Origin of the sequence: Sphingomonas sp. BK036 (assembly GCF_004216825.1) — a bacterium.
Taxonomy (GTDB): Bacteria; Pseudomonadota; Alphaproteobacteria; order Sphingomonadales; family Sphingomonadaceae; genus Sphingomonas.
On sequence record NZ_SGXR01000008.1, the window covers coordinates 179,785 to 206,008 of the forward strand.

Genomic DNA, 26,224 nt, shown 5'->3' on the forward strand with positions numbered 1-26,224 from the left:
TGGCCGGACATCCCCCGCATGCGCCGCGAGAGCCTCGACCAAGACGCCCCGACGCATCGCCATTCCCTTGAGAGGTAGCCCCATGGCCAGTACCATTGCCGTCAACGCCGGAGCCAGGCTGGACCGTCTGCCCATCTCCAGATTCCACTGGCGTATCCTGGGGCTGATCAGCGCGGGCGCGTTCCTCGACGCGTTCGACGTGTATCTGGCCGGTGGCGTGATCGCTGCGCTGAAGGCCGAGGGTTTCTCGACGCTGGCGCAGGCCGCGGTGTTCATGTCGATGACGTTCCTCGGCATGATGATCGGCGCGGGCATGGCCGGCTATGTCGGCGATCGTTTCGGGCGTCGTGCCTCGTACCAGTTCAACCTCGCGCTGTTCGGGCTTGCGTCGATCGTCGCGATCTTCTCGCCGAACATGACGTTCCTGATCGTCTGCCGCTTCATCATGGGCATCGGCCTCGGCGCCGAGCTGGTCGTCGCGGCGGGGACGCTCGGCGAGTTCATCCCGCCCGCCTATCGCGGTCGCTGGGTGTCGATCATGGGCATGGTCGTCAATTCGGGCCTGCTGGTCGCGACCGCGGTCGGGTACATCGTCATCCCGACGCTCGGCTGGCGCTACATGTTCGCGATCGGCGGCATCCTCGCGCTGATCGTCTGGGTGATGCGCAAGAAGATGCCGGAATCGCCGCGCTGGCTGGAATCGGTCGGTCGCAACGACGAGGCGGAAGCGACGCTGCGCGAGATCGAAGCCGAAGTCGTCGCGCACAAGGGCCCGTTGGCGGAGGTCCCCGCGGTCCGCGCCGTGCAGCAGGTCCACGCCCCGCTCAGCGCGTTGTTCGGGTCGAAGCTGCGTCGTCGCTTGATTGCCGCGACGCTGGCCGCGATCGCCGTCAACGTCTCGGTCTACGGCTTCGTCGCGTGGCTGCCGACCTTCCTGGTGAGCCATGGCACCGGGATCGTCACCTCGCTCTGGTACACGACGCTGATGTCGTTCGGCAGCGTGTTCGGCGCGGTCGTGGCGATCGGCATCGCCGACCGTATCTCGCGTCGCGCCTCGCTGATCGCGGCGGCTGTCGCGATCATGATCTTCGGGTTCCTCTATCCCACGGCGCAGGGCGACCTGATGGTGCCGCTGACCGGCTTCCTGCTCGTCTCCAGCATCTACACGCTCGTAACGCTCGCGCTGTTCGCCTACATCCCCGAGCTGTTCCCGACCGCCTATCGCCTGCGCGGTACCGGGTTCGCGGGAATGTGCGGACGCGCCGCCTCGATGCTCACGCCCTATGCCACGGTCGCGCTGTTCGAGCGCTTCGGGCTCCACGGTGTGCTCGGCATGGTCGGGGTGGTGCTCGCCTGCATGATCGCCGCGGTCGGGCTGCTGAACATCGAGACCACGGGGCAGTCGCTCGACGACGTCTCGGACGACTCGCTGGTGACCGGGGGGGCCGCCAAGTGACTCTCTCGCAGACCTATGCCGACTTCGCGTCACGCCTGACGATCGATGCCATCCCAGAGCGGGTCAGGAAACGCGCGCGCCACCTGATCCTCGACTCAGTCGGCACCGGCCTCGCCGCGGTCGGCGCGCCCTGGGCGGAGGCGAGCTTTGCCGCCGCCGGGGATCTCGGCAGCGGCACCGCGCCCGTGCTGGGCTATGGCCGCACGCTGGCGATGCGCGATGCGGCGCTGATGAACGGGCTCGTCATGCACGGGCTCGACTATGACGACACGCATGCGCGCGGGATCATCCACGCGACCGTCAGCGCCTTTCCGACCGCACTCGTCGCGGCGGACAAGGCGGGCGCATCGGGGGCCGACCTGCTCGTCGCCTATATCGCCGCGATGGAGGTCTCGACCCGCGTCGCGGCGGTCGGCGCGGGCGGGTTCCATGGCTTCGGCTTTCACCCGACCGGGCTGATCGGTGCGTTCGGATCCACTCTTGCGGCGGGCCGCCTCCTCGGCCTCGACGCGCAGCAGATCGCGATGGCGCAGGGCATCGTGCTGTCGATGGCAGGCGGCAGCCTCGAATTCCTCGCCGATGGTGCATGGACCAAGCGGCTCCACCCCGGCTGGGCGGCCAGTTCCGCGCTGACCGCGGCGACGCTCGCCAAGCGCGGCTTCGTCGGGCCTCCCGCCGCCTATGAGGGGCGCTTCGGGCTGTTCGCGCTGTATCTGCGCGACGCCGCCCCTGCCCTGCTCGCGCAGGCGACCGAGGCGCTCGGCGAGACGTGGGAAATCGAGGCGGTGTCGGTCAAGCCGCTGCCCGCCTGCCACATGACGCACGCCGCGATCGACGCGGCGATCGCACTGCGGTCGCAACACAAGCTGACCGCGGCCGATATCGCAAAGGTCACCGTGCTGGTGCCCGAGGCGGTGATCCCGATCGTCTGCGAACCCGCAGAGCCGAAGCGCACGCCGCGCACCGGCTACGATGCGCAATTCTCGATCCCCTACACCGTGGCCACCGCGTTGCTGACGGGCAAGTTCACGCTCGATGCGCTCGATCCGGCCGCGCTGAACGATCCCGGCGTCCTCGATCTGGCCGCGCGCGTCACTTACGCGATCGATCCCGACAGCGATTATCCCAAGCACTTCACCGGCGAAGTGATCGTCGAAACCCGCGATGGGCGCAGGCTCGCCCACCGCGAAGCGATCAATCGCGGCGCGTCCGATCGACCGCTGAGCAACGCCGACATCGACGCCAAATATTTCGAGAACGCGGCCCGCACGCTCGACGCGACCCGCGCCGCCCACATCCGCGCCGCCGTGCTCGACATGGACCGCCACCCCGCTTCCGCACTCGGCGACATCCTCGCCCAGCGCGCCTGAATTCAAGGAAGATCCCTCATGACGACCCAGTCCGCTCTCCCCGCTGCCTCGATGACCGACGAAGAGGTCATGATCCTCGATTCGATCGACAAGTTCCTCGAAACCGATGTGAAGCCCTTCGTCCACCAGCTCGAACATGACGACGAATATCCGCAAAAGATCGTCGACACGATGAAGGAGATGGGCCTGTTCGGGCTCATGATCGCACCCGAATTCGGCGGGTTCGGCGTGTCGACGCTGACCTATGCGCGGATCATCGAGAAGATCTCGACCGTGTGGATGTCCGTCGCGGGGATCATCAACAGCCACATGATCATGGCGATGACGGTCCAGCGCTGCGGGACCGACGCGCAGAAGGATCATTATCTGCCCCGCTTCGCGACCGGCGAACTGCGCGGCGGGATCGGCCTGACCGAACCCGACGCGGGCACCGATCTTCAGGCGATCCGTACCACCGCGGTGCGCGACGGCGACGACTATGTCGTCAACGGCAGCAAGATGTGGATCACCAATTCGGGCTCGGGCAACACCATCCTGCTGCTGGTCAAGACCGACACGACCGCCGAGCCGCGCCACAAGGGCATGAGCCTGCTGATCGCCGAGAAGGGTGACGGGTTCATCGTGTCCAAGAAGCTGGAGAAGCTCGGCTACAAGGGCATCGACAGCAACGCGCTGACCTTCGACGGGTACCGTGTGCCCGTCGACCGGCTGATCGGCGGGGTCGAGGGCGTCGGGCTGAAGCAGGTGCTCGGCGGGCTCGAGCTCGGCCGCATCAACGTCGCGGCGCGCGGGGTCGGGATCGCGCAGGCGGCGCTCGACGAGGCGGTCGCCTATGCGCAGACGCGCAAGACGTTCGGCAAACCGATCTGCGAGCATCAGGCGATCCAGCTCAAGCTCGGCGAGATGACCACGCGCACCTACGCCGCGCGCCTGCTCACCGAGGCGGCGGCCAATGCGTATGACCGCGGCGAGCGCTGCGACATGGAGGCGGGCATGGCGAAGTATTTCGCGACCGAGGCCGGCCTGGAGAACGCGATCGAGGCGATGCGGATCTTCGGCGGCTACGGCTATTCGAAGGAATATAATGTCGAGCGGCTCTACCGCGACGCGCCGCTGCTGACGATCGGCGAAGGCACCAACGAGTTGCAGCGGATCATCATCGCCAAGCAGATCATCGCGCGGAACCCGGCATGAACCAGCCAGCCCTCAATCAGCCGCTCGCCGGGCTGCGCATCGTCGCGGTCGAGCAATATGGCGCGGGCCCCTTCGGTACGCAGCAGCTCGCCGATCTCGGCGCCGAGGTCATCAAGATCGAGAACCACAAGGATGGCGGCGATATCGGTCGCCATGTCGGCCCGTATTTCTTCGCGCCGGGCGACAGCCATTTCTACGAATCGCTCAACCGCAACAAGCGCAGCATCGGGCTCGACCTGAAGAGCGCGGACGGGCGCGCGGTGCTCGAGAAGCTCGTCGCGGAGTCGGACGTGGTGTTCAACAACCTGCGCGGCGACCTGCCCGCCAAGCTCGGGCTCGATTATGCCGCGCTGTCGGCGTTCAATCCGGCGATCGCGTGTGTCCACCTGTCCGCTTATGGCCGCACCGGCAGTCGCGCGGCGTGGCCGGGCTATGACTATCTGATGCAGGCCGAGGCGGGCTATCTGTCGCTCACCGGCGAGCCGGGAACGCCGCCCGCACGCTTCGGGCTGTCGATCGTCGACTTCATGACCGGCACCACCGCGGCGCTCGCGATCCTGGCCGGCGTCGTCTCCGCGCGCGGCAGCGGGATCGGCCGCGATCTCGACGTCAGCCTGTTCGACGTCGCGCTCGGCAACCTCAATTATGTCGCCGAGTGGTATCTCAACGGCGGCGTCACCGTCGAACGCACGTCGCGCTCGAGCCACCCGTCGCTCACCCCCAGCCAGCTCTACACGACCAGCGACGGCTGGATCTTCGTGATGTGCAACAAGGAGAAGTTCTTCGAGGTCCTGTGCGGCCTGATCGAGCGTCCGGAATGGGCAACCGATCCGCGCTATGCGACCTTCGCCGCACGGCTGGAGAACAGGCCCGCGTTCAATGCCGATCTGGATGCCGTGCTCTCGACCCGCACGACCGCGGATTGGATGCAGCTGTTCGAAGGCCGCGTGCCCGCTGCACCCGTGCTCGACGTCCAGCAGGCGCTCGACAATCCGTTTCTCGCCGAGTCGAAACGGATCATCGACTTCCAGCATCCCGAGCACGGCCCTCTGCCCGGCATCGCCTCGTCGATCCGCGCGGGCGGTGTCGAGCACCCGGACAAGGCGGCGCCGGCACTCGGTGCGGATACCGACGCGATCCTCGCGACGCTCGGCTATAGCGGCGACGATGTGGCGGACTTGCGGACGCGTGGCGCGATACGGTGACACCAGCGCTTGCATCGAACGCCAAGGCATTGAACGATAAGATATTGTCCGGATCACCCGACAAAGCGACCGATGGATATCCAATGCCCCAGCTTCGTCAGCAACCGCGTTACCTGCAACTCGCCCAGACGCTGATCAACGAGATCGAGGATGGCCGCTATCCGATCGGCACGCTGCTGCCGACCGAGTTCGACCTGTGCGATCAGTTCGGCGCGAGCCGCTTCACCGTCCGCGAGGCGATCAAGCGGCTCGTGCAGTCGGGCATGGTCTCGCGCCAGGCGGGGGTCGGCACGCGAGTCCTCGGGCTGTCGCGACCGGCCGCCTATCGCCAGGTGATGGAGGGGCTGTCCGATCTCCAGCAATATACCAACGAAACCCGCCTCACGATCATCGCGCGCGAGACGATCGTGCTGGAGGGGCCGATCGCCGATCAGGTCGGCGCGACGCCCGGCCAGACCTGGCTCCATCTCCGCGCGCTGCGCCGCGCCGCCGGGACCAGCCCGATCTCCTATTCGGACATCTATCTCCACCCGGCGTTTCGCAGCCTGAAGCTGGACGACGATGTCGGGTCGATGCCGATCTTCAGCCGGATCGAGGAACAGTTCGGCGAGCGCGTCGCCGAGGTTCGCCAACAGATCGAGGCGGTGGCGATCCGCGCACCGATCGCCACGCTGCTCGAAACCGAGACCGACGCGCCCGGGCTTCGGCTGACGCGCCAATATCTCAACGCGCGCGGCGAGGTGATCGAGATGGCGATCAATACCCATCCCGCCGATCGCTATTCCTATTCCCAGACCTTCCGCCGCGATCCCGAATCCGGCCTCTAAAGGAATTTCCATGACCATTGCCGCCCGCAGCATCCTGTTCGTGCCCGGCGATCGTGCCGAGCGTTTCGAAAAGGCGCGCGCGAGCGGCGCGGACATGGTGGTGATCGATCTCGAGGACGCGGTCCTCCCCGATCGCAAGGTCGCCGCGCGCGACGCGGTCCATGACGCGCTCGCCGGCCTGATCGACCCGCGCTTCGTCGTGCGCGTCAACAGCCTGGATACCGACTGGCATGCCGACGACGTCCGCGCGCTCGCGGCGTTGCCGGGCGTCGCCGGACTGATGCTGCCCAAGGCCGAGCGCGCATCCGATTTCGCCGCGATGCGCGAGGCGGCGGGCGGCAAGCCGCTGCACGCGCTGGTCGAGACCGTCTCGGCGATCCTGAACCTGGCGGATCTGGTAACGGCGCCCGGCCTGTCGCGACTGTCGTTCGGCACCGTCGACTTCCAGGCCGATGCCGGCATCGACGGCGACCGCGCCGAGATCGATCATGTCCGCACGCAGATCGTGCTGCAGTCGCGCAGCGCCGGGTTGGCGGCACCCGTCGACGGCGTCTTGACGGACCTTTCGGACGACGCCGCGCTGGAAAGCGACACGCAACACGCGCGGCGCTTCGGCTTCGGCGGCAAGCTCTGCGTCCACCCGCGCCAGGTGGCGATCGTCAACCGCGCGTTCCTGCCCTCGGACGCTGACGTGGACTGGGCGACGCGCGTGATGTCCGCGATCGACGGCGCGTTCGGTGCCGTCGCGGTCGACGGCAAGCTGATCGACAAACCCGTCGTCGACCGCGCCCGCCGGCTGCTGGCCACGCACGACGCCTTCCGATCCGCGGCGTAACGGACGCGCGGCAGGACCCTCTTGCCGACACTAGGGGCTGGTATTCGGCTGCTTACCCAATCCGTTTTCCCGCAACGTCTGACGCACGAGCCAGAACGATCACGGTATCCCGGCGCCCTCCGATCGCGAGGTGATCGCGTCTATCATGTCGTGCAGCAGCTCGCCGACCCGTCCGCCGGCTTCCCACGCATAGATTGAGAGCGAGAGCGGGGCTTCTGCGGCAAAGAGGCTGCTGGCGCTGACGGCATACGCTCCGGTCGTGCTGACCGGCAGCACCGATACCCCCAGGCCGGCCTCGACCGCCGACAGCACGCTGGCGAGGCTGTTGCCGGTAAACGCGATGTACCAGCGCCGCTGTTCGCGCTCGATGCGATCGATCATGACGTCACGGTACAGCCCGCCCGGCGGAAACGTCACCAGCGGGATGGGATCTGGCCAAGTCCCACTGGCCGAAGCCTCGAACCACGCCAGCGGTTCGGGAAAACTGGCATGGGCATCACCGTCGACCACGGCCTCCTTCACCACCGCGATATCGAACTCCCCCGCCCGGAAACGCGTCTTCAGGTCACGGCTCAGCCCCGTCGTCACGTCCAGACGGATATCGCGGTGGCGTCTGGAAAACTGCGCAAACCGGCGGCTCGTCGCTGACGTGACGATGTCGTCCGGCACCCCGACACGAATCGTGGTCGTTCCCGAGGGATCGGCAAAAAACGACAGCGCCTCGTCCTGCAATGCGAGCAGCCGCCGCGCATAGCCTAGCAGACGCTCGCCGGAGGGGGTCGGCGCAATCGGGCGCGACGATCGATCGATGAGCGGCCGCCCCATCACGGCTTCGAGACGTCCAAGATGTTGGCTGACGGTGGACTGTGTCGAGTTCAGCCGATCCGCGGCGACCGTAAAGCTCGCGGTATCCACGACCGTGACGAACGTGCGGAGGAGGCGAAGGTCGAGCATCGCATCATTCTATTCATGAATGATCGGCATTCAAACATACCATTCGCAAATGCATTCTGGGATTGCCATCTTCCGCCCTCGCAAGTTCGAGGATGAGATAGGTGACTGATACCACTGCCGTTTCCCGACTGTTTCGCAACGCGCTGTGCCAGGACGGCGAGGTCCGGGACCTGGCTGTCCAAACCGGCCGGTTCGTTGCGCCGCAAGCACTTGGTGATGATGCCATGGTCGTCGATCTGGGCGGCCTGCTGGTCCTGCCCGCTTTCGTCGATGGGCACATTCATCTCGACAAGAGCTTCGTCGGGGATCGCTGGCGCCCGCATCGTCCAGCCGCTGGCCTTGCCGAACGATTGGTGATCGAGAAGCGGCTTCTCGCAGACGCGTTGCCCGTCGCGGAGCGTGCCGACGCCTTGCTGGCGCAAGCGCACGGCCTGGGCACGATCGCGATGCGCAGCCATGTGGATATCGACGCGTCGCTCGGGCTCACCAATCTCCATGCCGTGATGGCAGCGTGCGAACCTTGGCGCGGGCGGGTCGACGTCGAGATCGTCGCGTTTCCCCAGGCCGGCATTCTCGCCTCGCCGGGTACTGCGGATCTCCTCGATGCCGCCATTCGCGAGGGTGCGCATGTTATCGGCGGGCTCGACCCGTCCGCCTTCGACGGTGACGCCGATGCCCATCTCGACGTGGTGTTCGGCGTCGCCGAGCGGCACGGCGTGAAGATCGACATTCATCTTCACGAACCGGGTCATGAGGGTATCGAGCAACTCCGCCGTATCGCCGAACGGACAAAGGCTGCGGCGATGCACGGCAGGGTCGTGGTCAGCCACGCTTATGCGCTGGGCGACATCGATGCGGACGAGGCCGCGCGCACCGCGGATCTGCTCGCGGATGCAGGCGTCGCGATCATGACCAATGCCCCCGGCAACCGGGCATTCCCACCCATCGCAGCGCTACGCGACGCAGGTGTCCGGGTGTTCGCCGGTAACGACAATATCCGCGACGCCTGGTGGCCCTATGGCGATGCCGACATGCTCGGCCGCGCGATGCTGATCGCCTATCGATCGGGATTCTTCACCGACTCCGAGCTCGCGATCGCGCTCGATATGGCGACCACCGAAGCTGCGGCGATTCTAGGGCGCGAAGGCTATGGCATCGCCCTTGGCAACGAGGCGACGTTCGTCATCGTCGATGCGCAAAACGCTGCAGCCGCAGTCGCGGCTCCGCCTCACCACCGCCGTCTGGTCCAGCGCGGCGTGATCACCGCGCCGGCGATGTCGCGGCTCGACACCGTTCTCCCCTCCTTCAATCACCAGCCGGGATCGCGCGCATGAAGACTATCGCCCTCGCATCGTTGATCGGTGCCATCGCCACGCCAGCCGCAGCAGCGGACATCTCGACCCATGTTCTCGATCTCGCCCGGGGCGTCGGCGGCAAGGCCGTCCCCGTCCTGCTTTCGAAGCGCGGTGCAGACGGAAACTGGCAGAAGGTTGGCGCCGCCACGACCGATGCCGATGGTCGCGTCCGCAGCTTCGGGGATGCCAAGACCTTCGACACGGGTATCTACAGGCTGCAATTCGACATGTCGCGCTACCCGGATGCCGCGGCGTCGCCATTCTTCCCGGAAATCACGCTGACGTTCCGTGTTACCGACGCGGCGGGCCATTATCACGTCCCGGTGGTCGTCAGCCCCTATGGGTATTCAACCTACCGGGGAAATTGACCATGCGAGCGTCGCCCCGAACCACGCTGGTCGCCTCCGTTTTGCGGAGCGACGTCACCAAGCCATCGCAAGCGATATCGTTGCCAGCGGTACGACGGAGGCGGTCGTGCCGCCGGGAGCGTCGAGCCGTCTAAGCTGTCGGTCTCGAACGACGGCAAGGATTTCCCCCTGCAACGACGCTTTCGCGCCGGCAATCTTCAGCGGCTGGGCGACACTCATCCCGGCGCTGCCGTACACCCGGTCGCCACTCTCTGCGGCATAGAAGCTGCGCCAACCGGCGCCGACCGAGACCGGCATTGTGAGCGTAGCGCCAGATTCCGCGCGCGTGAGGGGGACAGCGGGGGCTATGCCGATGATCGTGTAGACGCCACCCTGCCCCTTCGTCCGCGTCGTCGCGGCAAAGCGGGGGGCAAGGAATCCTAGTGCGTCCTTGCCGGTGTACAGGAACGTCAGGCTGGCTTCGTGGGTCGTGCCTGCCACCCCGTTGGGACTGGCCTTGATGGCATAGGCTGCGGCGGCCGACAGTCCGGCGACCGGCCGCCATGCAAGTCCGACGATCGTGTTGCTTTCATACCAGCTGCGCGGGCGGGCGCGTTCGCCAGATCGTGGTGCATGGAAGCCGTTCGAGCTTTGCCCTACCAGGAACAGGACGCCCTGCCCGTCGGCGTGGCGCTTGAGCACCGCGGCACCGCCGGCCGCGACATGGACGGGTACCCTGCCAAGGCCGGCATCATCGTCATCATACGCCCCGCGCGCATAATCGCCGTTGCGCACGTCGAACGAGACGATCGGGTGGATAGCCCCCTCCCCGACGTCGACGTTGGATAACGTCGCATCCTCGGTGTCGATGAACGGCACGGACTGTGCCGACGCGCGCGTCGCCGCGACGCAGGCCAACGCAGAGGCCAAAACCGTCAAGGCCGGTATATTCACGAGCCGTGTCGCACCAGCCCAAGGATATCCCCGGAATCGTGGATGACGAAGATCGCTCCATCGTCGCCCGTCCGCACGCTCATCGGGCCACCGAGGCTCGAGAGGGCGGCGGTAGCAAGGATCGTTTTCATCATATCTCCCGAATGCTGATCGAGTGCGTAACCCTCTGACAATCTTCGATATCCGTACGACGCCGGACGTCGTCAATAATTCCTCGGTGTCCGTCATTAGGTCTCTGGCGGGGGCGGTCGAACTCGATGACGGTCTGATCCACCGTTATGAGTTGCATAATATGCATGTTTCTGCATGTTTCGGCGTCATAATTCTTGATCTCACACGGTTATGACGCTACAAACCGCAAATGCCACATGATATCCCGTCCAGTCGGCGCGACACGATCCTTGCGCGACTCTCTGCTGGGCAACCGGTTCGTTCGGGCGCGCTGGCCGAAGAGTTCGGCCTTTCCGAAGACGCCATCCGGCGCGATCTGCGCAGCCTTGCCGCAGAAGGACTGTGTCGCCGCGTCTATGGCGGCGCTTTACCCGTCGTCGAGGGCGCGACCCCGATGACGGAGCGCGTCGGCGAGGACGTGCAGCGCAAACACGCGCTGGCAGACGCGGCGCTCCAATTCCTAGAACCAAGCAGCTTCGTATTTCTGGATAACGGCAGTTCCAACCTCGCCCTCGTCGAGAAACTGCCGCCGTATCTCAATCTCACGATCGCCACGAGTTCGATCACGATCGCTGCTGCACTCCAGCAGCGCGACGACATCGACCTGCTGATGGTCGGCGGCGTCATCGACCGGATGGTCGGCGGCGCTGTCGATGGAACCGCGACCGAGGCGATCCTGCGCCTCAACATCGACCTGTGCGTCCTCGGCGCGTGTCCGCTGTCCGTCGAGGGGGGCGTCAGTGCGTACGACCCCGCCGACGCCACCTTCAAACGCGCCCTGACCGCCCGTAGCCGCAGCACAATCGCCCTCGCGACGAGCGACAAGCTCGGCCGACGAGCGCCGCATCGCGTGTGCGCCGTCGATGCCCTTACGCATATCGTGGTCGAGCACGACGCCGATGCCGACAGCGTGCACGACCTGACGGAGGCAGGCGCGACCCTCACGCGCGCCGATCGGCAAGCGTTGCGCGGGCAGTGCTGACTCGATGATTGCCATGACCGAAGAGGCCCCACGGATCGGCGATGCCCTCGACGCCGGGCTCGGGGACGAACAGATCGCCTTATTGAATAAGAGTATTGAATGAAAAATCTTGCATCGGGCGCAATCCCAACATCGTTGATGAGCCTGCTCATGCTTGGTTTGCTGTGCTCCTGCGGTGATGACGAAACATCGACTGAAACAACCAGAGCGGCAACCTCGTCAATCACCCCAATGGTTGGCAGTGTTGATGCTTTCAATGCGCGGACTGCCGTTCAGCAAAAGGATGCGGTGGCACCTGCTTTCTCTGTAGGTAAGGGGATCATAATTCCCGCATATGTCACGCTGGATGATGCCTATGCATGGAATGTCCTCAAGGAGGGCGCGCAAATCATGCAGGCGAGTCCGCAGAAATCCCACAAGGACTATTGGGTCGTGGTGAATAGCGGCGATAATGGTCCGTTCGCAAATGCAAAGGATTGGACCAAGGCGAAAACAGTATGGGATCCGATCCGCGCCAACGGTGGCAGGATCTTGGGCTATATTCATACGCTACAATCGCCCGATGCCACTATTCCTGCCGGGCGCTTATATCGGGATATCGATGCGGTTAAGGCGGACATCACCCGTTGGGTCGATGGCTATCCCGATCTGGATGGACTCTGGATCGATGAATTCTACCCGCGCTATGAGATCGCGCAGCCGGAAGCCGGCACGGTGGTCTATCCGCGCGATTATCCCAACGGGGCAGAAAATGCGCCGACCGATACCGGCTTCATCAACGCACAGGGGCAGTTCAACGGAGTTCAGGTGGACCCTGCCGGAGGCTATTACAGCCAGCTGACCCGGTGGATCCATGCGACCTATCCGCAGCTACGGCTGGTCGGCAATGCCGGTGGCAACATGTACTCGAACCAGTATAGATATGGCGATCTTGTCGATGTCCTGGTGTCGTTCGAGCAAAACTTTGATTATGCTTATGTAACGGGCGTACAGAGCTGGAACGCCGGGATATTAACCGAAACAGATAAATACCAGTGGCATGGCCTGGATCGATTAAATCAAATCACTACCGCCCCGGGCGTATCCGCGCTTATCCATGGCAACAGTGGAAATATGGCATTGGCCATCGATCAGGCCTTCAGCCATGGCTACACCCATGTCTACACAACAGACCGTGTTCTAGAGGACAATATCTGGGGCGGTTTGCCGCAATATCTGTCGTCCGAAATACAATATATCGCTGACAAACCTTAGCGCCTGGATACGCGGTATTTGCCGCGTGACGGCGCGCCGACCCGCACGGCCTGCCCTAACCCGAGGAAACACCCTGTGAAAAATCCAACCTCCGGCGCGCGCCTCGCGACGCGCCTGGCGTTTCTCGTGTCGGGCTTCGGGCTTGCCTGTTGGGCGCCGCTCGTTCCGCTGGCCAAGGAAAGGCTGGCGATCGGCGACGGATCGCTCGGGCTGTTGCTACTGTGTCTCGGCTTGGGCTCGGTCGGTGCGATGCAGCTTGCCGGGCCGCTGACGTCGAAGCTCGGCGCGCGACCGGCGATCCTCGTCGGCGGGATTGGGCAGGCGATCCTTCTGCCTTTCCTGGCCTTCGCCCCAACGGTGCCGACCATGGCGGTCGCGCTGCTGCTGTTCGGCGCCTTCCTCGGCGTGATCGAAGTCGGCATGAACGTGCATGCTGTCGAGGTCGAGAAGCAGGCCGGCACGCCGCTGATGTCCGGGTTTCACGGGCTTTTCAGCGTCGGCGGCTTCGTCGGATCGGCGTTGCTGACCGCCGTGCTTTCGATGAAGATCAGTCCGGTCGCCGGGGTCGTCACGGCCTCGATCCTGATGATCGCGACGCTCGCATTGGCCGCGCCTCGGCTGATCCCGACTCCCAGGACCGAGGAGACCCCGCTGGTCGTCGTCCCCCACGGGATCGTGGTGCTGCTCGCGGCGCTCGCGGCGATCACCTTCCTGACCGAAGGCGCGATCCTCGACTGGGGGGCGTTATTGCTGAGCGGCAAGGGCCTGCTGCCGGTCGCGCAGGCGGGGATCGGTTATAGCGTCTTCGCGGTGGCGATGACTGCCGGGCGCCTGACCGGCGATGCGATCGTCGGCAGGCTCGGGGATCGGCGGACGATGCTGTGGGGCGGGCTGCTCTCGCTTGTCGGCTATGGCGTCATGCTGCTCGCGCCGGTCGCATTGGTCGCGCTGTTCGGGATCCTGCTGATCGGTCTCGGCGCGTCGAACGTCGTCCCGATCCTGTTCCGCCAGGCCGGCAAGCAGACCGTCATGCCGGCGGGTCTCGCGATCGCCGCGGTCACGACGATCGGCTACGCCGGTATCCTCGCCGGTCCCGCCGTCATCGGCTTTGTCGCGCAGGGAATCGGCCTTGCCGCCGCCTTCTGGCTGCTCACCGCGCTCCTGTGCCTCGTGCCGCTCTGCGCGAAGGCCGCCACCGCCAGCGGGCGGACATCATGATCCTTCCCGATATCGGATCCTGGGATGACCGCCCCCTCGCCGCCCCTGGACTTACGCTCTGGCCGTCATCGCTCGGATGTCGGCATGGAGAGTCGGCCCATCGGGGTTCCAGCCCAGCCGCTCGCGCGTCAGCGTGCTGGACGCCGACATGTCCTTCGACACGAAGGCGGTGAGCCAGCCGAAATGTGCACCGGCTTCGTCCGCGCTCAGCGATGTCGTGGGCAGGCCGAAGGTCTCGCCGATCATCTCGGCGATCTCGCGGAAGCCGATCGCTGCTTCCGCGGTGCCGTGGTAGCGCGCACCGGCGTCGTTCCGCTCCAGCGCCAGCCGGTATAGCCGGGCGGTGTCGGAAACATGCGCGGCCGACCAGCAGTTCCTACCCTCGCCGACATAGGCCGAGACGCCCTTCTCCCGGGCAAGCGCGATCACCTCGCTGACAAGTCCCTGTTTGCGCGTGTCGTGAATCTGCGAGTTTCGGAGCACGATGGCGTGGATGCCGCGATCGAGCAGCGCCTGTCCCGCCAGTTCGGACGCAACCCGCGGGTTGGGACTATGGTCTGCGAAGACGTCCTCCGACGCCGGATCACCGGGCGTTGCCGATCCCATGGCGGTGCTCGACGTGATGACCAACGGCTTGGCCGTCCCCGCCAGTCCGCTACCCAGCGCCGCGATCGCACGCGCATCCTTCTGGCAATTGGCGACGAAGATCGCGAAATCATGATCGAAGGCCGTATGGATCACGCCGTCGCACGACGCAGCCCCGCGCGTCAGGCTTTCGGGATCCTCCATGTCGCCACGATACGGCTCGGCCCCCGCCGCGATCAGCGCCGCAGCACCGGCATCCGAACGGGTCAGGCCCACCACATGGTGACCAGCCGCCAGCAATTCGGGGACGATATGCGAGCCGATAAAGCCGGTCGCTCCTGTCAGAAATACGCGCATCGACATTCTCCCTTGATGATCGATGCCGGATCGGCGCATTCGGTATCCGGGAACAGTCGTGACCTCTTCCTAGTATAATTGCTAACAGGCTGAGGATGACGACGAACCTCGACAACCCCCTCGGCCTGTATCTCCGCGATCGCCGCACCCGGCTCGATCCGGGCGCGTTCGGCTTCCCGACCCAGCGCCGGCGCACGCCGGGACTGCGCCGGGAGGAAGTCGCGCAACGCGCCAACATCAGTCCGACCTGGTACACCTGGCTCGAACAGGGGCGCGGCGGCGCTCCATCGCCGGATGTGCTGAACCGCATCGCGGGCGGCCTGATGCTGACCGAGGCCGAGCGCGAGCATCTGTTCATGCTCGCGCTCGGGCGTCCGCCGGAGGTGCGCTACAAGTCTGCGGACGGCGTGACGCCGCGACTCCAGCGCCTGCTCGACGGCATGCTCGCCAGCCCCGCGATCATCAAGACCGCAACGTGGGACGTCGTCGCCTGGAACCCCGCAGCCGCGCTCGTCCTCACCGATTACGGCGCGCTACGCCGCGAGGAGCGGAACATCCTGCGGCTCGTCTTTGCCAACGACCGGGTGCGCGGCGCGCAGGAGGATTGGGAGAGCACCGCCCGCTTCGTGGTCGGCGCGTTCCGGGCCGACGCGGTTCGCGCGGGTGCTGTGTCCGAGGTCGGCCAGCTCGTCACCGAGCTGTGTTCGACCAGTCCCGAATTCGCGGCTCTATGGGCGGACAATGACGTTCGTTTCCACGGCGAGGGCACCAAACGGCTGCGCCACCCTGTGCTGGGCGCGATCGAGCTCGAATATTCGGGCTTTGCCGTGGATGGTCGTCCCGACCTAGGGATGATTGTCTACAATCCAGTCGACCCCGACGTCGCCGACCGTATCCGCGCGATGAACTTTCCAAAACCAGCCGCGCAGCTAGCGGTCTGACGTCGGTCTAGCTTGTCTCGTACTGAAGTCGGTATTGGCCGACCTGATACGGCTGGCGTGTACAAGACGTCGGGTCACACGTGAGGCGTATGCTGCCCTTCAGTGTCCGGCGACCTGCCCGCCGTCGACATGGAGTATCTCGCCGGTCACGAACGTGGCGTCCTCGAGATACAGCACCGCGCCGACGACGTCCGCGACCGTGCCCATCCGCCCGAGCGGATGAAACCGTGCAAGGCCGGCGCGCGTCTCGGGGGGATGCATCGGCGTTTCGGTGATGCCGGGCGACACCGCGTTGGCGCGTACGCCGCGGGCGGCATATTCGATCGCCAGGCTGCGTGTCGCCGCGGCGAGCCCACCCTTCGTCATCGAAGCCAGCACAGAGGGGAATTCGGCATTGGCATGCTCGGCGAGCGTGGTGACGATCTGTACGATATGACCGCTGCCCTGCTCGACCATCAGCGGCAGTGCCGCCTGGGTCATGTGGAAGAAGCCATCGAGATTGGTCTGCGTGATCTGGTGGTACTGCTCGGCCGTGTAATCGGTGAAGTGCTCGCCAATGAATATGCCGGCATTGTTCACAAGCGTATCGACACGCCCGAACCGGTCGCGCGCGGCCATGACGGCGCGCTTCGCGGTTTCGGGATCGGCGACGTCGCCAGCGACGGTGATCCAGTCGTCCGATTGCGACGCCGCGATCGATCGCGATACGCCGACGACGCTCCAGCCGCGCGCATGATACGCTTTGGCAATCCCCTCACCCAAGCCTTGCGACGCACCGGTGATGATAGCGACCTTGGGTCCGACGTTCGACGTGTCAGACATCGACAGCGCCGATCTGCTGGCGGAGGATAACAGGGTTGGTCATTGCCGAATGGACTCCAAAAAAAGACCGAGAGCGCATTCACGCGCTCCCGTTATGTCAGGATAGCGGCGGCTGGCCGTTGGACGCGGTCAGCCCGCCATCGACGGGCAGGTTGACGCCCGTCACGAAGCGCGCGTCGTCGCTGGCCAAGAACGCGATCGCGCCGGCGATGTCGGCGGGCTCGGCACCACGCCCGATCGGGATACGCTCCTCGAACTTGGCGATCAGGTCGGGCTGTTCCTTCATCCCGGCGGTCAACGCGGTATAGGTCAGCGACGGATTGACCGCGTTGACGCGTACGCCGTTCTTCGCCTCGTCCATCGCCAGCGCCCGGGTGAAATTGCTCACCGCACCCTTGGCTGCGCAGTAGAAACTGTGGTTCCAGTCGCCGCCCAGCCCCGACACCGACGACACGTTGATGATACAGCCCTTCGACGCGCGGAGATGCGCGATCGCCGCGCGGCTCATGTGGACGACGCCGTACAGGTCCGTCTCGATCACCTTGGTGAATTCGGAGAAGTCGCCCTCGTCCACCTTGCCCAGATGGTCGACGCCGGCGTCGTTGACGAGCACGTCGATCCGACCGAACCGGTCGATCGCCGCCTCGACCAGCGCTTCGCAGGCCGCACGGTCGGTGACGTCGGTCTCTCGCGTCTCGACGGTGCCGCCCAATTCACCCGCCAGCTTGTCGAGCGCGCCCTTGTCGATGTCGCCCAGCACCAGCGTCGCGCCTTCCTCTGCAAAGCGGCGCGCGGCACCTTCACCGATGCCCGAGGCGGCACCGGTGATCACGACGACCTTGTCGGAGAACCGCGCCATCATGCGTTCTCCGCCTGCATGACATGCTTGCCCTCGCCGAACGCCTCGACGAGCTTTGCGCAGAACGCCGGCAGATCATCGGGGGTACGGCTGGTGACGAGGCCCTGGTCGACGACCACTTCCCGATCCACCCACGTCCCGCCCGCGTTGCGAATGTCGGTGGCCAGCGTCGGGAACGAGGTGAGCGTACGGCCACGCACCTGGTCGGCCTCGATCAACGTCCATGGCGCATGGCAGATCGCGGCGACGGGCTTAGCGGCGGCGAAGAAGTCGCGGACGAACGCCACGACCTTGTCCGACGACCGCAGCGTGTCGGCACCGACGCACCCGCCCGGAATGATCAGGCCGTCAAACTCGGCGGCCGACACGTCGCCGATCGCCTTGTCGACCGAGAACGTCTTGCCTGGATCGAGATCGTTGTTGAACGTCTCCGCGTCGCCCGTTTCGAGGCTGATGACCGTCACGTCCCCGCCAGCCTGCTCGACCGCCGCCTTTGGCTGTGCGAACTCGGGTTCCTCGGTGCCGCGGGGTGCGATCAGGATCGCGATTTTCTTGCCTTGAAGCGTCATGTGAGTCCTTTCGACAATCGGAATTGGTGGGGCGGCGTCAGGCCGGGATATCGGTGATGGCGGCGGTGTTGGCGGCAGCGATGCCGTTCTCGCGGTGTCGGAAATCGCTGAGTGCGCGGTACACCTGCATGCGCGCGCGCATCACGCCGCCGAGCGGACGATGCGCCTCCAGCGCGTGTGCCGGCCGGAACGTCATGACCTCGTCGAAATAACGCACGCGATCCGAACCATAGGCCGCCTGCCGCGGTAGACGGATCGTCGCGATCGTGCGGTATTCGCTGACCCGCGTCGGCCAGTCGACCGACGTATCCTCGATCGGCTGCGTTTCGGCATCGGCCCATAACTGCGCGCGGAGTTCGAACACCGCGTCATGGTCATCGAAATACTCGATCGCCGCATGACGAAAGCCATCCTCATCCTGGTGCGGATCGAGCTGCCACTCGCTCAGCGCGCGCTGTTCGGCGGCCACCGGGAACGCACCGAGTTTTGCGACATGATCGCCGTATCGGATCGGGCATTGGCTGAAATAGGTCTCGACGAGCGGGTGGCTGAACGGATGGCCGTAAAAGTCCAGCGTCGGGCTCGGTTCGACACCGACAGCGTTGAGCGCCTTGTTAATGTTACGCGCGATCGACGCGGCCGCGCTCTTCACGCCTTCGGGCATCGGCACGGTCATTCCGATCTTCTTCGCCTGCGCGAGGAATCCCGCGGCGGTACCGGCCGGGAACGTCGTGCCGCTCGCGAACACGAAGTCCTGCGTCGGCGCGTCGTGACCGGACAGCTTGGCGCCATCGACCCCAAAGACCTTGATCGCCATGCCACGGTGCGTCGAGACCCGATCGCCAAGCTTCTCGCCCGGCCCCTGCGCAAAGCGGACCGCGACGTCGAACGTCCCCGGATTGGCAAACAGCCCCTGCGCCAGTTCCGGCGGCAGATCGGCAGCAACGACCATCGTGCCGATGACGCAGGCCGTACTCTTGGCATGGCTGGCGCGCACCGCATGGCCATCACGCTTCTCGACGGTCTGGCTCTCCTGCGTCATCCCCTTGATGATGCCGTCGATACTCTCCTGCTCCCCGGGCTCGGGCGTTTCGATGTCGTCGCGATAAGGAAGATAGGCCACGGGAAGCTCCTGTTGGATCAGGAGGTTAACACCCAACTGCCCCGCGATGTTTCGGTACGGTTCCGTGCAGACCCGATCCATCGAGCGCGGGAAGCGACCGCGGCTCGTGCATCGGGCGGACATTCAGCTAGGCGCGCCGGCTCAAACGGGCCCCCTCTTAAGCCGACAAGCCGAGGCGTTCAGAAAAAGCGCAGCCACGCGATATCACGCCGACGTTGCTTCAATCTCGAAAACCACGCGGTCGGCAGATAGAGCGGTATGATCAAGCCAGCGTACCACGCGAGCACCCAGCCGTAGCTGTCGACCATGAAGACACCGCCGTCGGTCGGTCCCCACCAGGCCAATGCCGTGTGGTAGAGAAGGCGCAGGACGGTCAGATGGAACAGATAGAAGAACATCGGAGCGCCGCCAAAAACGGCCAAAGCCGATATCAGCCGTGAATTTCCCGATCGCTCGAAGAGCGCCAGCATCAGCGCTCCTGCGCCCAAGGTCGGCAGCAGGAACAGCAGCGACGGTGGATATTTCGTCATCGACAGGAAGCCAATGGCGGTCCGCAGGACGCTGTTCTCGACGGCATGCCAAGGCACGTCGCCGTAGACGTTGAGGGTGCGCAGCGCGATGAAGGCGGCGATCATCAAAGCGCCGAGACGAGTCAGGCGTACGATGCGCTGCGAGGGTTCGACCGCGCGGGCGAACCAAGGCCCGATTGCGTTCCCCAGTAGCATGACGCCCACCCATGGGACGATCGGATATGTCGTCTTTGCGATAAAGCCGAATGGCAAAGCGATCACGTCCCGCTGATGCAGCAGCGCCCAGATCGGAAACAGCGTGTCGCCCTGATGCAATTGAATGGGATCGAGGAGATTGTGCCCGCAAACCAGCACCAATCCCAGGGCAATGCGGGCGGATCGGGGGAGTCGGATCAGCCCGGCCAGAAGGATCATGCACAAGCCGAGGCACCAGATCACCTGAAGCCAGAAGGTCGGCTGCGGCACCACGCCCCAGTAAAGTGGTGAGAGGTAGAGCAGGTCGATCGCCATCAGCAGCAGCCCGCGTTTCACCAGGAAGGCGGTCGTTTCGCCACGGCTATGGCTGACGCTGAAGAGATAGGCGGACAATCCCGTCAGCGCGACGAAGATCGGCGCGCAGAAGCTGGCTGCGAAGCGTGCGATGGCAAGCGCCGGGAGAACGGTGGATGCATCCACCGGATCGGGCATTGGCACCAGGACGAGCCAGGTCTCGCGCAAATGATCGAGCAGCATCAGGATCATGACGACCCCTCGCACCGCGTCGATACTTCCCAGGCGCGCCCGAGCGACGTGCGCCCTGTCACCGGGGGTATGGGGGACAGCGTACTGCCCGTTCGGTATCGTGGTCATCTAGAATTGCGCCCGCAGCGAGGCGCGCACGGTCCGTGGCGCGCCGGGATAGATCCAGAAGGAATTATACGAGCTTTGCACGTAACGCTCGTCGAACAGATTATCGACTTCGGCGCGGACCGTGAGCGCCGTCGTGAGGGGGATCTCGGCAGCTGCCTTCACCTTCACATAGTCCGGGAGGACAAGCCCGCTGGCATCGGTCGCACCGGACCGCTTGCCGACATAGGCGACACCGCCGCTAATCGACCAGTCGCGGCCGCTCCCAGGATCGAAGCGGTAGACGATGAAGGCCGTACCCGAATGATCGGGGACGTTCAGCGCCAGAGGCGTCGCGAAGGATCGATCGTCGTTGCGCGCGCGAGTCCAGGCATAGTTCACCACCGCCTGCCAGCGGTCGGCCAGGCGCAGCGATGCATCGAATTCGATACCCCGGCTGGTCAGTGAACCCACCGGTGCCAGAAAATTGGCGTCGGTCGGATCCGTGGTGAGCACGTTGCTCTTCCTGATATCGAACCAGGTGATGCCGACGTCCACGCCGCGCCAGCGCCCCGCCGCGCCAACTTCGTAGCCATGGCCTTGCTCGGGTGCAAAAGCGACACCGCCGGCACCGCTGCCCGAGTTGAGCTGGAAGGACTCGCCCCAATTGGCGTGGACCGAGATGGCATCGGTGACGGCATAGCGTGCGCCCAACCGAAAGTTGACGGGGCGTCCCTTGGACACGGTCGTCGCCTTGACGAGGTTGCGGGCGAGCTGCTGGCAGTAGGTGTCGAACCGAATGCCCCCGACAAGGCTCAGCCGATCGGCCACCTCCCACGCATCCTGCGCGTACAGGGACAGCACGCGCCGCGTTTCGCGCTGATCGATACTGGGCAGCAGCGGCAATGGCTGGGCGACGCCGTAGACCGGGTTGACTATGTCTATGGCGTAAGCGTTGGCCGCGGTCGGGTTTCTCCGGTTCAGGAGTTCGAGATAATCGAGCGTGTACCCCTTGATGCCGATGCTCGGATGATGAAGCCCGAGCGCCTTCACGTCGCCGCGCAGTTCGAGACGCGCCGAGAGGTCTTCAACCTCATAGCCGCGTTCGCGGCGCTGTCGCCACAGGGTCTGCCCGTCTACGAGCCGCGACTGATCCGCTGAGAAACCACGAAGCGACCCGGTGCGATAGGCGAGACCACCGACAAGCGACCAACTCCCGCCAAGCTTCGCCTCGCCGGTCAACTGGTGCCGGGTATCGCGCGCGCGGGTAGGCCCGTTCGAGGGTTCACCGAGGAACCTCGACGCAGGGAGCGCGAGCGGATCGCCATCGATCGCCGCCACACCACGGTCGAACGGCGAGTCATAGGCGATATGCTGGGCAAGATACGTCAGCTGCACGCCGTCCTTCGGGCGGAAGGTCAACGACGGCGAAACGACGCGCCGCTTCAACGTCACGAAATCGCGGTAGCCGTCGCTGTCTTCGGTGGCGACCACGATCCGTGCGGCGAGCGTCTCGGTCAGCGGGCCCGTCGCATCGAGTTCGATACGATGGGTGTCGAACGAACCGAATTGTATCGACGCCGACGCCTGCGGCGCGAAACGGGGTGTCTTGCTGACCATGTTGACCCGCCCGGCGGGATCGATATCGCCAAACACCGCGCCGGCAGGGCCTTTGAGTATCTCGATGCGCTCGATGGTGGCGGGGTCGCGCGCAGGCGCGCTGCCGCGATTGGCGATAAAGCCATCGGTATAATATTCGCCGCCGCCATCGGCGGTGCTCAGGAAGCCGCGGATCGCGAAATTGTCGGCAAAGCCGCCGCGATTATTCTGCTGGCTGCTGCCGCTCACCAATTCCAGCGCATCGCCCAATCGGTACGTGCCCGCCGCACGCAGGATATCCTGCTCGAGCGAGCGGCTCGACTGCGACATCAGTTCGGTCGCGCGATCGGAGGACAGCGTGGCGTCTCGCGACGTTCGCGTCCCCAGAACGACGATATCGTCCCGTCTCGCCGGCTCCTCGGCGTCCTGCGCAACCGCCGGGGATCCTGCCAGCATTCCGATAGCGCCAAGCATCGTCGTGATCCGAAGCGGAGCCTTTTCCGGCGACGATCTCGTCACATTCCGCAGCGTCGATCTCAGCAACACACTTCCTCAGTTCCGTGTAATGATATCATGTCTCCTAACAATATGGTGTATCTGGTGCAACCAGTCAGGCTGAAGCGCGATCGCCATCAACCATGGTCGACTGGTCCCACTTGCCCTCCGGCAAGCGGACCGTCCGCGCTCCTATCAAACCAAGACATTCTCGACATCCAATCCCGACCGACCTGGCAATGACAGGACTGTCCAGCTGCGCTACCGGCGCCTGATGCTCGCCATTCGCCGCCTCCTAGCGCAGCGCTACTTCGCCATGCTCGTGTGCGCGGCAGCACTGTTGCTCAAGCTGGTGGTACCGGCCGGGTATATGATCGGCAGCGAGCACAACCGGGCCACGATTACCCTCTGTTCCGGCGTCGCCCCTCAAGCCATGACGACGGCCATGCCAGGGATGCACGGCGCAATGTCCGATCACGGCACGCCAAAGAATCACGGCAAGACGGAAATGCCGTGCGCCTTTGCAGGCCTGTCGACAGCATCGCTCGGTGCGATCAATCCCATTCTGCTCGTCACCCTGATCGCCTTCGTGATGGCGGTCGGACTGTCACCAGCCGTGCTGCCGGCGATCACGCGCCGCAGCAATCTGCGTCCTCCGCTTCGGGGTCCACCCCCCCCCCTTTGACCGACTGATCGCGTGCTTCCTCGGGAGCAACCACGTCCACGGCCACGTGCTTTCGCGCGGCCGGTCAAAGGCCTATCCATGATCCGATCCTACACGTTGGCGGGGGCGTGCCTGCCCTGCCTTCTGTTCGCCGTACCGGCATCCGCTCAGGATGACGCGACACCCGCCCCGAACCGCGACACAACGGCCACCAAGGCGCAGGGCATTGGACCCGCAGAAACCGGCGACATCATCGTCACCGCACTGAAACGCCCGCAAGCGCTCCAGGACGTCCCCGCAAGCGTCTCCATCCTGTCCGCCGACCTGCTTCGCCGCCTCAACGCGCAGGACTTTTCCCGCGTCGCGGACTCCGTGCCGGGTCTGGCCTTTGCAACCACCGGCCCGGGCAACGCACAGTACATCATACGCGGGATTGGCGGGGTGGGCTTCGTCCAGTCGCCCACCACGGGCGTCTATCTCGACGAGACCCCCCTTCAGACGCGCGCGCTCCGCGGCTTTTCGCAGCCCGATCCGCAGCTGTTCGACGTCGCCCGCGTCGAAGTGCTGCGCGGACCACAAGGCATGTTGTTCGGGTCGTCGTCGATGGGCGGCCTGGTCCGCATCGTGACTAACCAGCCCGATGCCACCAGGACCGCCGCACTGGGTCAGGCGAGCGTTTCGACGATCACCGATGGCGGCACGAGCTGGGATGCGAAGGCGATGCTGAATTTGCCGATTGTCCGCGACACGCTGGCGCTGCGTGTCTCTGGCGGGATCGGCAAGCAGGGCGGCTGGATCGACGACCTGCGGCCAACCACCGGCGACCTCACCGAGAACGCAGGAACGTCGGCGGTCCGCAAGGACGTCAACTGGACGCGTACGGACACGGTTCGCGTCGCGCTGCGCTGGAATACCACAGCAACGCTGACGATCACTCCCTCCCTCGTCTGGCAGGACACGCATAGTAACGCGGACCGCCCGCATAGTGACGTGACCTTCGGCAAGCGTGCGCGTCTGATGGCGCGGTATGAGGACACGTTCGCCAAGGACGCGTTCGTCATCGGATCGCTCCTGATCGAAAACCGGTTCGACGCGATCGGTGGCTTCACGCTGTCGTCCAATTCGTCCTGGCTCGACCGGCGCAACCGGCTGTCGTTTGACGTCACCGCGTTCGACTCCCCGATCGTCGAAGACATCGTCGGGCCAGATCCCGGCGGCAAGCTGTTCCCAACCCCGCTCGAAGATTTCGGCCGCACGAAACAGGTCACGCAGGAGGTGCGTGCGGTGTCCGATGGCCCGGGGCGGCTCCACTATGTGCTCGGCGCGCTTTACCGCGACCTTCATCAGGACTCCGGGCGCACGATTACCGTCGCAAACCTGTTCGGCGTCGCCGCGCCGCTGCCGCTTGGTGCCGGCAATCCGGCCGTCATCCAGGACACGACGGTGCGCTTCCGCGAGAGCGAGATCGCGGCGTTCGGCGAACTGACCTATGCCGTCGTACCGAAGGTGCAGGTCGCGGCCGGCGCACGCCTGTTTGCCTATCGCCAGCGTGAAGCGAGCCGACGCTATGGCATCGGTGGCGTCGCAGGCGGCGATCTTGCCTATGACTATGACGAGCGCAATCGCGAGAACGGCGTCACACCGCGCGTCACGCTGAGCTATGCGCCAAGCCGTGCGGCGACGCTCTACGCCAGCTACTCGCAGGGGTTCCGCACCGGGGGCGTCAATGCGCCCGTGACCGATGATATCTGCTCGGTCGCGGAACGGCGCGCAGCGGGCATTCCCGACATACCGCCGTCCTATGACAGCGATCGTACCGACAATTACGAGATCGGCGCCAAGACCAGCCTTTGGGGCGGCCGTGTGCGGGTCAACGGCGCGGCCTATGCCATTGATTGGAAGCAGTATCAGCAGGCATTCCAGACCGCGTGCGGGATCAATAACGCAACGACCGTCTCCTTCACCGTCAACGCCGGCCGAGTCCGTAGCCGGGGCGGTGAGCTCGAGCTCACCGTGTCGCCAATCCACGGACTCGATCTTCACGCGGGGGGGTCTTTCACCGATGCAACCTACCGGAACGACGTCCCCAACCTCTTCCTGCCCGCAGGGTCTCGCGTTCTCGACGTGCCACGCTGGCTATGGAATGTGCGCGGCAACTACGAAGCCAAGCTCACGGATGACCTGACCGGCAGCGTGTTTGTCGCAGCACGTCACGTCGGCGCGTCGAACAGTGGGTTCGGCGAAGGTGAGGTGCTGCCGCGCCCGGCCTATACGCTGGTAGACGCCTCCGCCGGGGCGACGATGCGTGGCGGCTTGGGGATCGACCTGTTCGTCACCAACCTGTTCGACGCCGTCCCGGTCTTCGGGCAGGAATTCACGACCTCGCCCGGCAACACGACGGCGACCAGCTACTTTTCCTATCTTGTTGGCCCGCCGCGGACGGTCGGGATACGTCTGACCAAGGCATTGTGACGGCAATCATGATCGCGTCGTTTACGAGGCGGCTTCTTACGATGCGTAGGGTGTCCGACGTGAGGACCGTAGCCCAGAAGTACGACCCATTGGGCCATAAGCGTACGCGTACAGGCCGGTCGAAATGCGCTGACCGCAGACACAACAAAGCCCGCATAGTCTTATCGACTTTGCGGGCTTGGTTGGTTGCGGGGACAGGATTTGAACCTGTGACCTTCAGGTTATGAGCCTGACGAGCTACCGGGCTGCTCCACCCCGCGA

The 26,224-nt window shown here is 65.0% G+C and carries 23 protein-coding genes and 1 tRNA gene; 14 read left to right on the forward strand and 10 right to left on the reverse strand.

Features of this window, described 5'->3' with window-relative positions; translation table 11 throughout:
- Positions 1 to 82: 82 nt before the first annotated feature.
- From EV283_RS17710 to EV283_RS17735, 6 genes are all read left to right on the forward strand, one after another.
- Positions 83 to 1,456, forward strand: coding sequence for an MFS transporter (locus tag EV283_RS17710; RefSeq protein WP_130327661.1), 1,374 nt, complete (start codon positions 83 to 85; stop codon positions 1,454 to 1,456).
- Positions 1,453 to 2,826: an MmgE/PrpD family protein gene (locus tag EV283_RS17715; protein WP_130327663.1), complete on the forward strand. Its 1,374-nt coding sequence runs from the start codon at positions 1,453 to 1,455 to the stop codon at positions 2,824 to 2,826. The genes EV283_RS17710 and EV283_RS17715 overlap by 4 nt, the downstream gene beginning before the upstream one ends.
- Positions 2,827 to 2,844: 18 nt before the next feature.
- Complete coding sequence (locus tag EV283_RS17720) at positions 2,845 to 4,020, forward strand: acyl-CoA dehydrogenase family protein (RefSeq protein ID WP_056414229.1); 1,176 nt, start codon at positions 2,845 to 2,847, stop codon at positions 4,018 to 4,020.
- Positions 4,017 to 5,225 (forward strand): CoA transferase, encoded by a 1,209-nt coding sequence (locus EV283_RS17725; RefSeq protein ID WP_130327665.1) that lies wholly within the window; start codon positions 4,017 to 4,019, stop codon positions 5,223 to 5,225. The genes EV283_RS17720 and EV283_RS17725 overlap by 4 nt, the downstream gene beginning before the upstream one ends.
- Positions 5,226 to 5,308: 83 nt before the next feature.
- A complete protein-coding gene (locus EV283_RS17730) occupies positions 5,309 to 6,052 on the forward strand; it encodes a GntR family transcriptional regulator (protein ID WP_056414224.1) in 744 nt (247 codons plus the stop codon).
- 10 nt (positions 6,053 to 6,062) lie between these two features.
- Positions 6,063 to 6,887: a CoA ester lyase gene (locus EV283_RS17735; RefSeq protein ID WP_130327667.1), complete on the forward strand. Its 825-nt coding sequence runs from the start codon at positions 6,063 to 6,065 to the stop codon at positions 6,885 to 6,887.
- Between the two features lie 99 nt (positions 6,888 to 6,986).
- Here EV283_RS17735 and EV283_RS17740 read toward each other — a convergent pair whose 3' ends face one another.
- Positions 6,987 to 7,841: a LysR family transcriptional regulator gene (locus tag EV283_RS17740; protein WP_130327669.1), complete on the reverse strand. Its 855-nt coding sequence runs from the start codon at positions 7,839 to 7,841 to the stop codon at positions 6,987 to 6,989.
- 101 nt (positions 7,842 to 7,942) lie between these two features.
- On the opposite strand from EV283_RS17740, the gene EV283_RS17745 reads away from it, so the two are divergent.
- A complete protein-coding gene (locus EV283_RS17745) occupies positions 7,943 to 9,175 on the forward strand; it encodes an amidohydrolase family protein (RefSeq protein ID WP_130327671.1) in 1,233 nt (410 codons plus the stop codon).
- On the forward strand, positions 9,172 to 9,564 hold the full coding sequence (gene uraH / locus EV283_RS17750) for a hydroxyisourate hydrolase (RefSeq protein ID WP_130327673.1): 393 nt from the start codon (positions 9,172 to 9,174) through the stop codon (positions 9,562 to 9,564). The genes EV283_RS17745 and uraH overlap by 4 nt, the downstream gene beginning before the upstream one ends.
- 54 nt (positions 9,565 to 9,618) lie before the next feature.
- On the opposite strand, the gene EV283_RS19270 is transcribed toward uraH, so the two are convergent.
- Entirely contained in the window at positions 9,619 to 10,482 is an 864-nt protein-coding gene (locus EV283_RS19270; RefSeq protein WP_165391834.1) for a hypothetical protein, read from the reverse strand.
- 376 nt (positions 10,483 to 10,858) lie between these two features.
- Here EV283_RS19270 and EV283_RS17760 point away from each other — a divergent pair, with 376 nt between their 5' ends.
- The 3 genes from EV283_RS17760 (at position 10,859) to EV283_RS17770 (ending at position 14,122) form a co-directional block, all read left to right on the forward strand.
- A complete protein-coding gene (locus tag EV283_RS17760; RefSeq protein ID WP_130327675.1) occupies positions 10,859 to 11,650 on the forward strand; it encodes a DeoR/GlpR family DNA-binding transcription regulator in 792 nt (263 codons plus the stop codon).
- Between the two features lie 99 nt (positions 11,651 to 11,749).
- Positions 11,750 to 12,904 (forward strand): spherulation-specific family 4 protein, encoded by a 1,155-nt coding sequence (locus EV283_RS17765; protein WP_130327677.1) that lies wholly within the window; start codon positions 11,750 to 11,752, stop codon positions 12,902 to 12,904.
- Between the two features lie 75 nt (positions 12,905 to 12,979).
- Positions 12,980 to 14,122, forward strand: a complete 1,143-nt coding sequence (locus EV283_RS17770; protein WP_130327679.1) for an MFS transporter — start codon at positions 12,980 to 12,982, stop codon at positions 14,120 to 14,122.
- Positions 14,123 to 14,173: 51 nt separating this feature from the next.
- Here the strand turns inward: EV283_RS17770 and EV283_RS17775 are convergent, their stop codons facing one another.
- A complete protein-coding gene (locus EV283_RS17775) occupies positions 14,174 to 15,064 on the reverse strand; it encodes an SDR family oxidoreductase (protein ID WP_130327681.1) in 891 nt (296 codons plus the stop codon).
- A gap of 95 nt (positions 15,065 to 15,159) precedes the next feature.
- Here EV283_RS17775 and EV283_RS17780 point away from each other — a divergent pair, with 95 nt between their 5' ends.
- Positions 15,160 to 16,005, forward strand: coding sequence for a helix-turn-helix transcriptional regulator (locus tag EV283_RS17780; RefSeq protein WP_130327683.1), 846 nt, complete (start codon positions 15,160 to 15,162; stop codon positions 16,003 to 16,005).
- 99 nt (positions 16,006 to 16,104) lie between these two features.
- Here EV283_RS17780 and EV283_RS17785 read toward each other — a convergent pair whose 3' ends face one another.
- The 6 genes from EV283_RS17785 to EV283_RS17810 all read right to left on the reverse strand — a co-directional run bounded on the left by EV283_RS17785 (position 16,105) and on the right by EV283_RS17810 (position 22,788).
- A complete protein-coding gene (locus tag EV283_RS17785) occupies positions 16,105 to 16,827 on the reverse strand; it encodes an SDR family oxidoreductase (RefSeq protein ID WP_130327685.1) in 723 nt (240 codons plus the stop codon).
- Positions 16,828 to 16,924: 97 nt separating this feature from the next.
- The gene (locus EV283_RS17790) at positions 16,925 to 17,686 is read right to left on the reverse strand and encodes an SDR family oxidoreductase (RefSeq protein WP_130327750.1); all 762 of its coding nucleotides are present in this window, start codon (positions 17,684 to 17,686) and stop codon (positions 16,925 to 16,927) included.
- Positions 17,686 to 18,255 (reverse strand): type 1 glutamine amidotransferase domain-containing protein, encoded by a 570-nt coding sequence (locus EV283_RS17795; RefSeq protein WP_130327687.1) that lies wholly within the window; start codon positions 18,253 to 18,255, stop codon positions 17,686 to 17,688. The genes EV283_RS17790 and EV283_RS17795 overlap by 1 nt, the downstream gene beginning before the upstream one ends.
- 37 nt (positions 18,256 to 18,292) lie before the next feature.
- A complete protein-coding gene (locus EV283_RS17800) occupies positions 18,293 to 19,378 on the reverse strand; it encodes a catalase family protein (protein WP_130327690.1) in 1,086 nt (361 codons plus the stop codon).
- A 179-nt stretch (positions 19,379 to 19,557) separates the two neighbouring features.
- A complete protein-coding gene (locus tag EV283_RS17805) occupies positions 19,558 to 20,757 on the reverse strand; it encodes a heparan-alpha-glucosaminide N-acetyltransferase domain-containing protein (RefSeq protein WP_130327692.1) in 1,200 nt (399 codons plus the stop codon).
- On the reverse strand, positions 20,758 to 22,788 hold the full coding sequence (locus tag EV283_RS17810) for a TonB-dependent siderophore receptor (RefSeq protein ID WP_242616059.1): 2,031 nt from the start codon (positions 22,786 to 22,788) through the stop codon (positions 20,758 to 20,760).
- 313 nt (positions 22,789 to 23,101) lie between these two features.
- Here EV283_RS17810 and EV283_RS17815 point away from each other — a divergent pair, with 313 nt between their 5' ends.
- Together EV283_RS17815 and EV283_RS17820 are read left to right on the forward strand one after the other, a co-directional pair.
- Positions 23,102 to 23,512 carry a hypothetical protein gene (locus EV283_RS17815; RefSeq protein WP_130327696.1) on the forward strand — a complete coding sequence of 137 codons (411 nt, stop codon included), beginning with the start codon at positions 23,102 to 23,104 and terminating at the stop codon, positions 23,510 to 23,512.
- A gap of 78 nt (positions 23,513 to 23,590) precedes the next feature.
- Complete coding sequence (locus tag EV283_RS17820; RefSeq protein WP_130327698.1) at positions 23,591 to 25,963, forward strand: TonB-dependent receptor; 2,373 nt, start codon at positions 23,591 to 23,593, stop codon at positions 25,961 to 25,963.
- 183 nt (positions 25,964 to 26,146) lie between these two features.
- Here the strand turns inward: EV283_RS17820 and EV283_RS17825 are convergent.
- A tRNA-Met gene (locus tag EV283_RS17825) sits at positions 26,147 to 26,223 on the reverse strand.
- Position 26,224 lies beyond the last annotated feature (1 nt).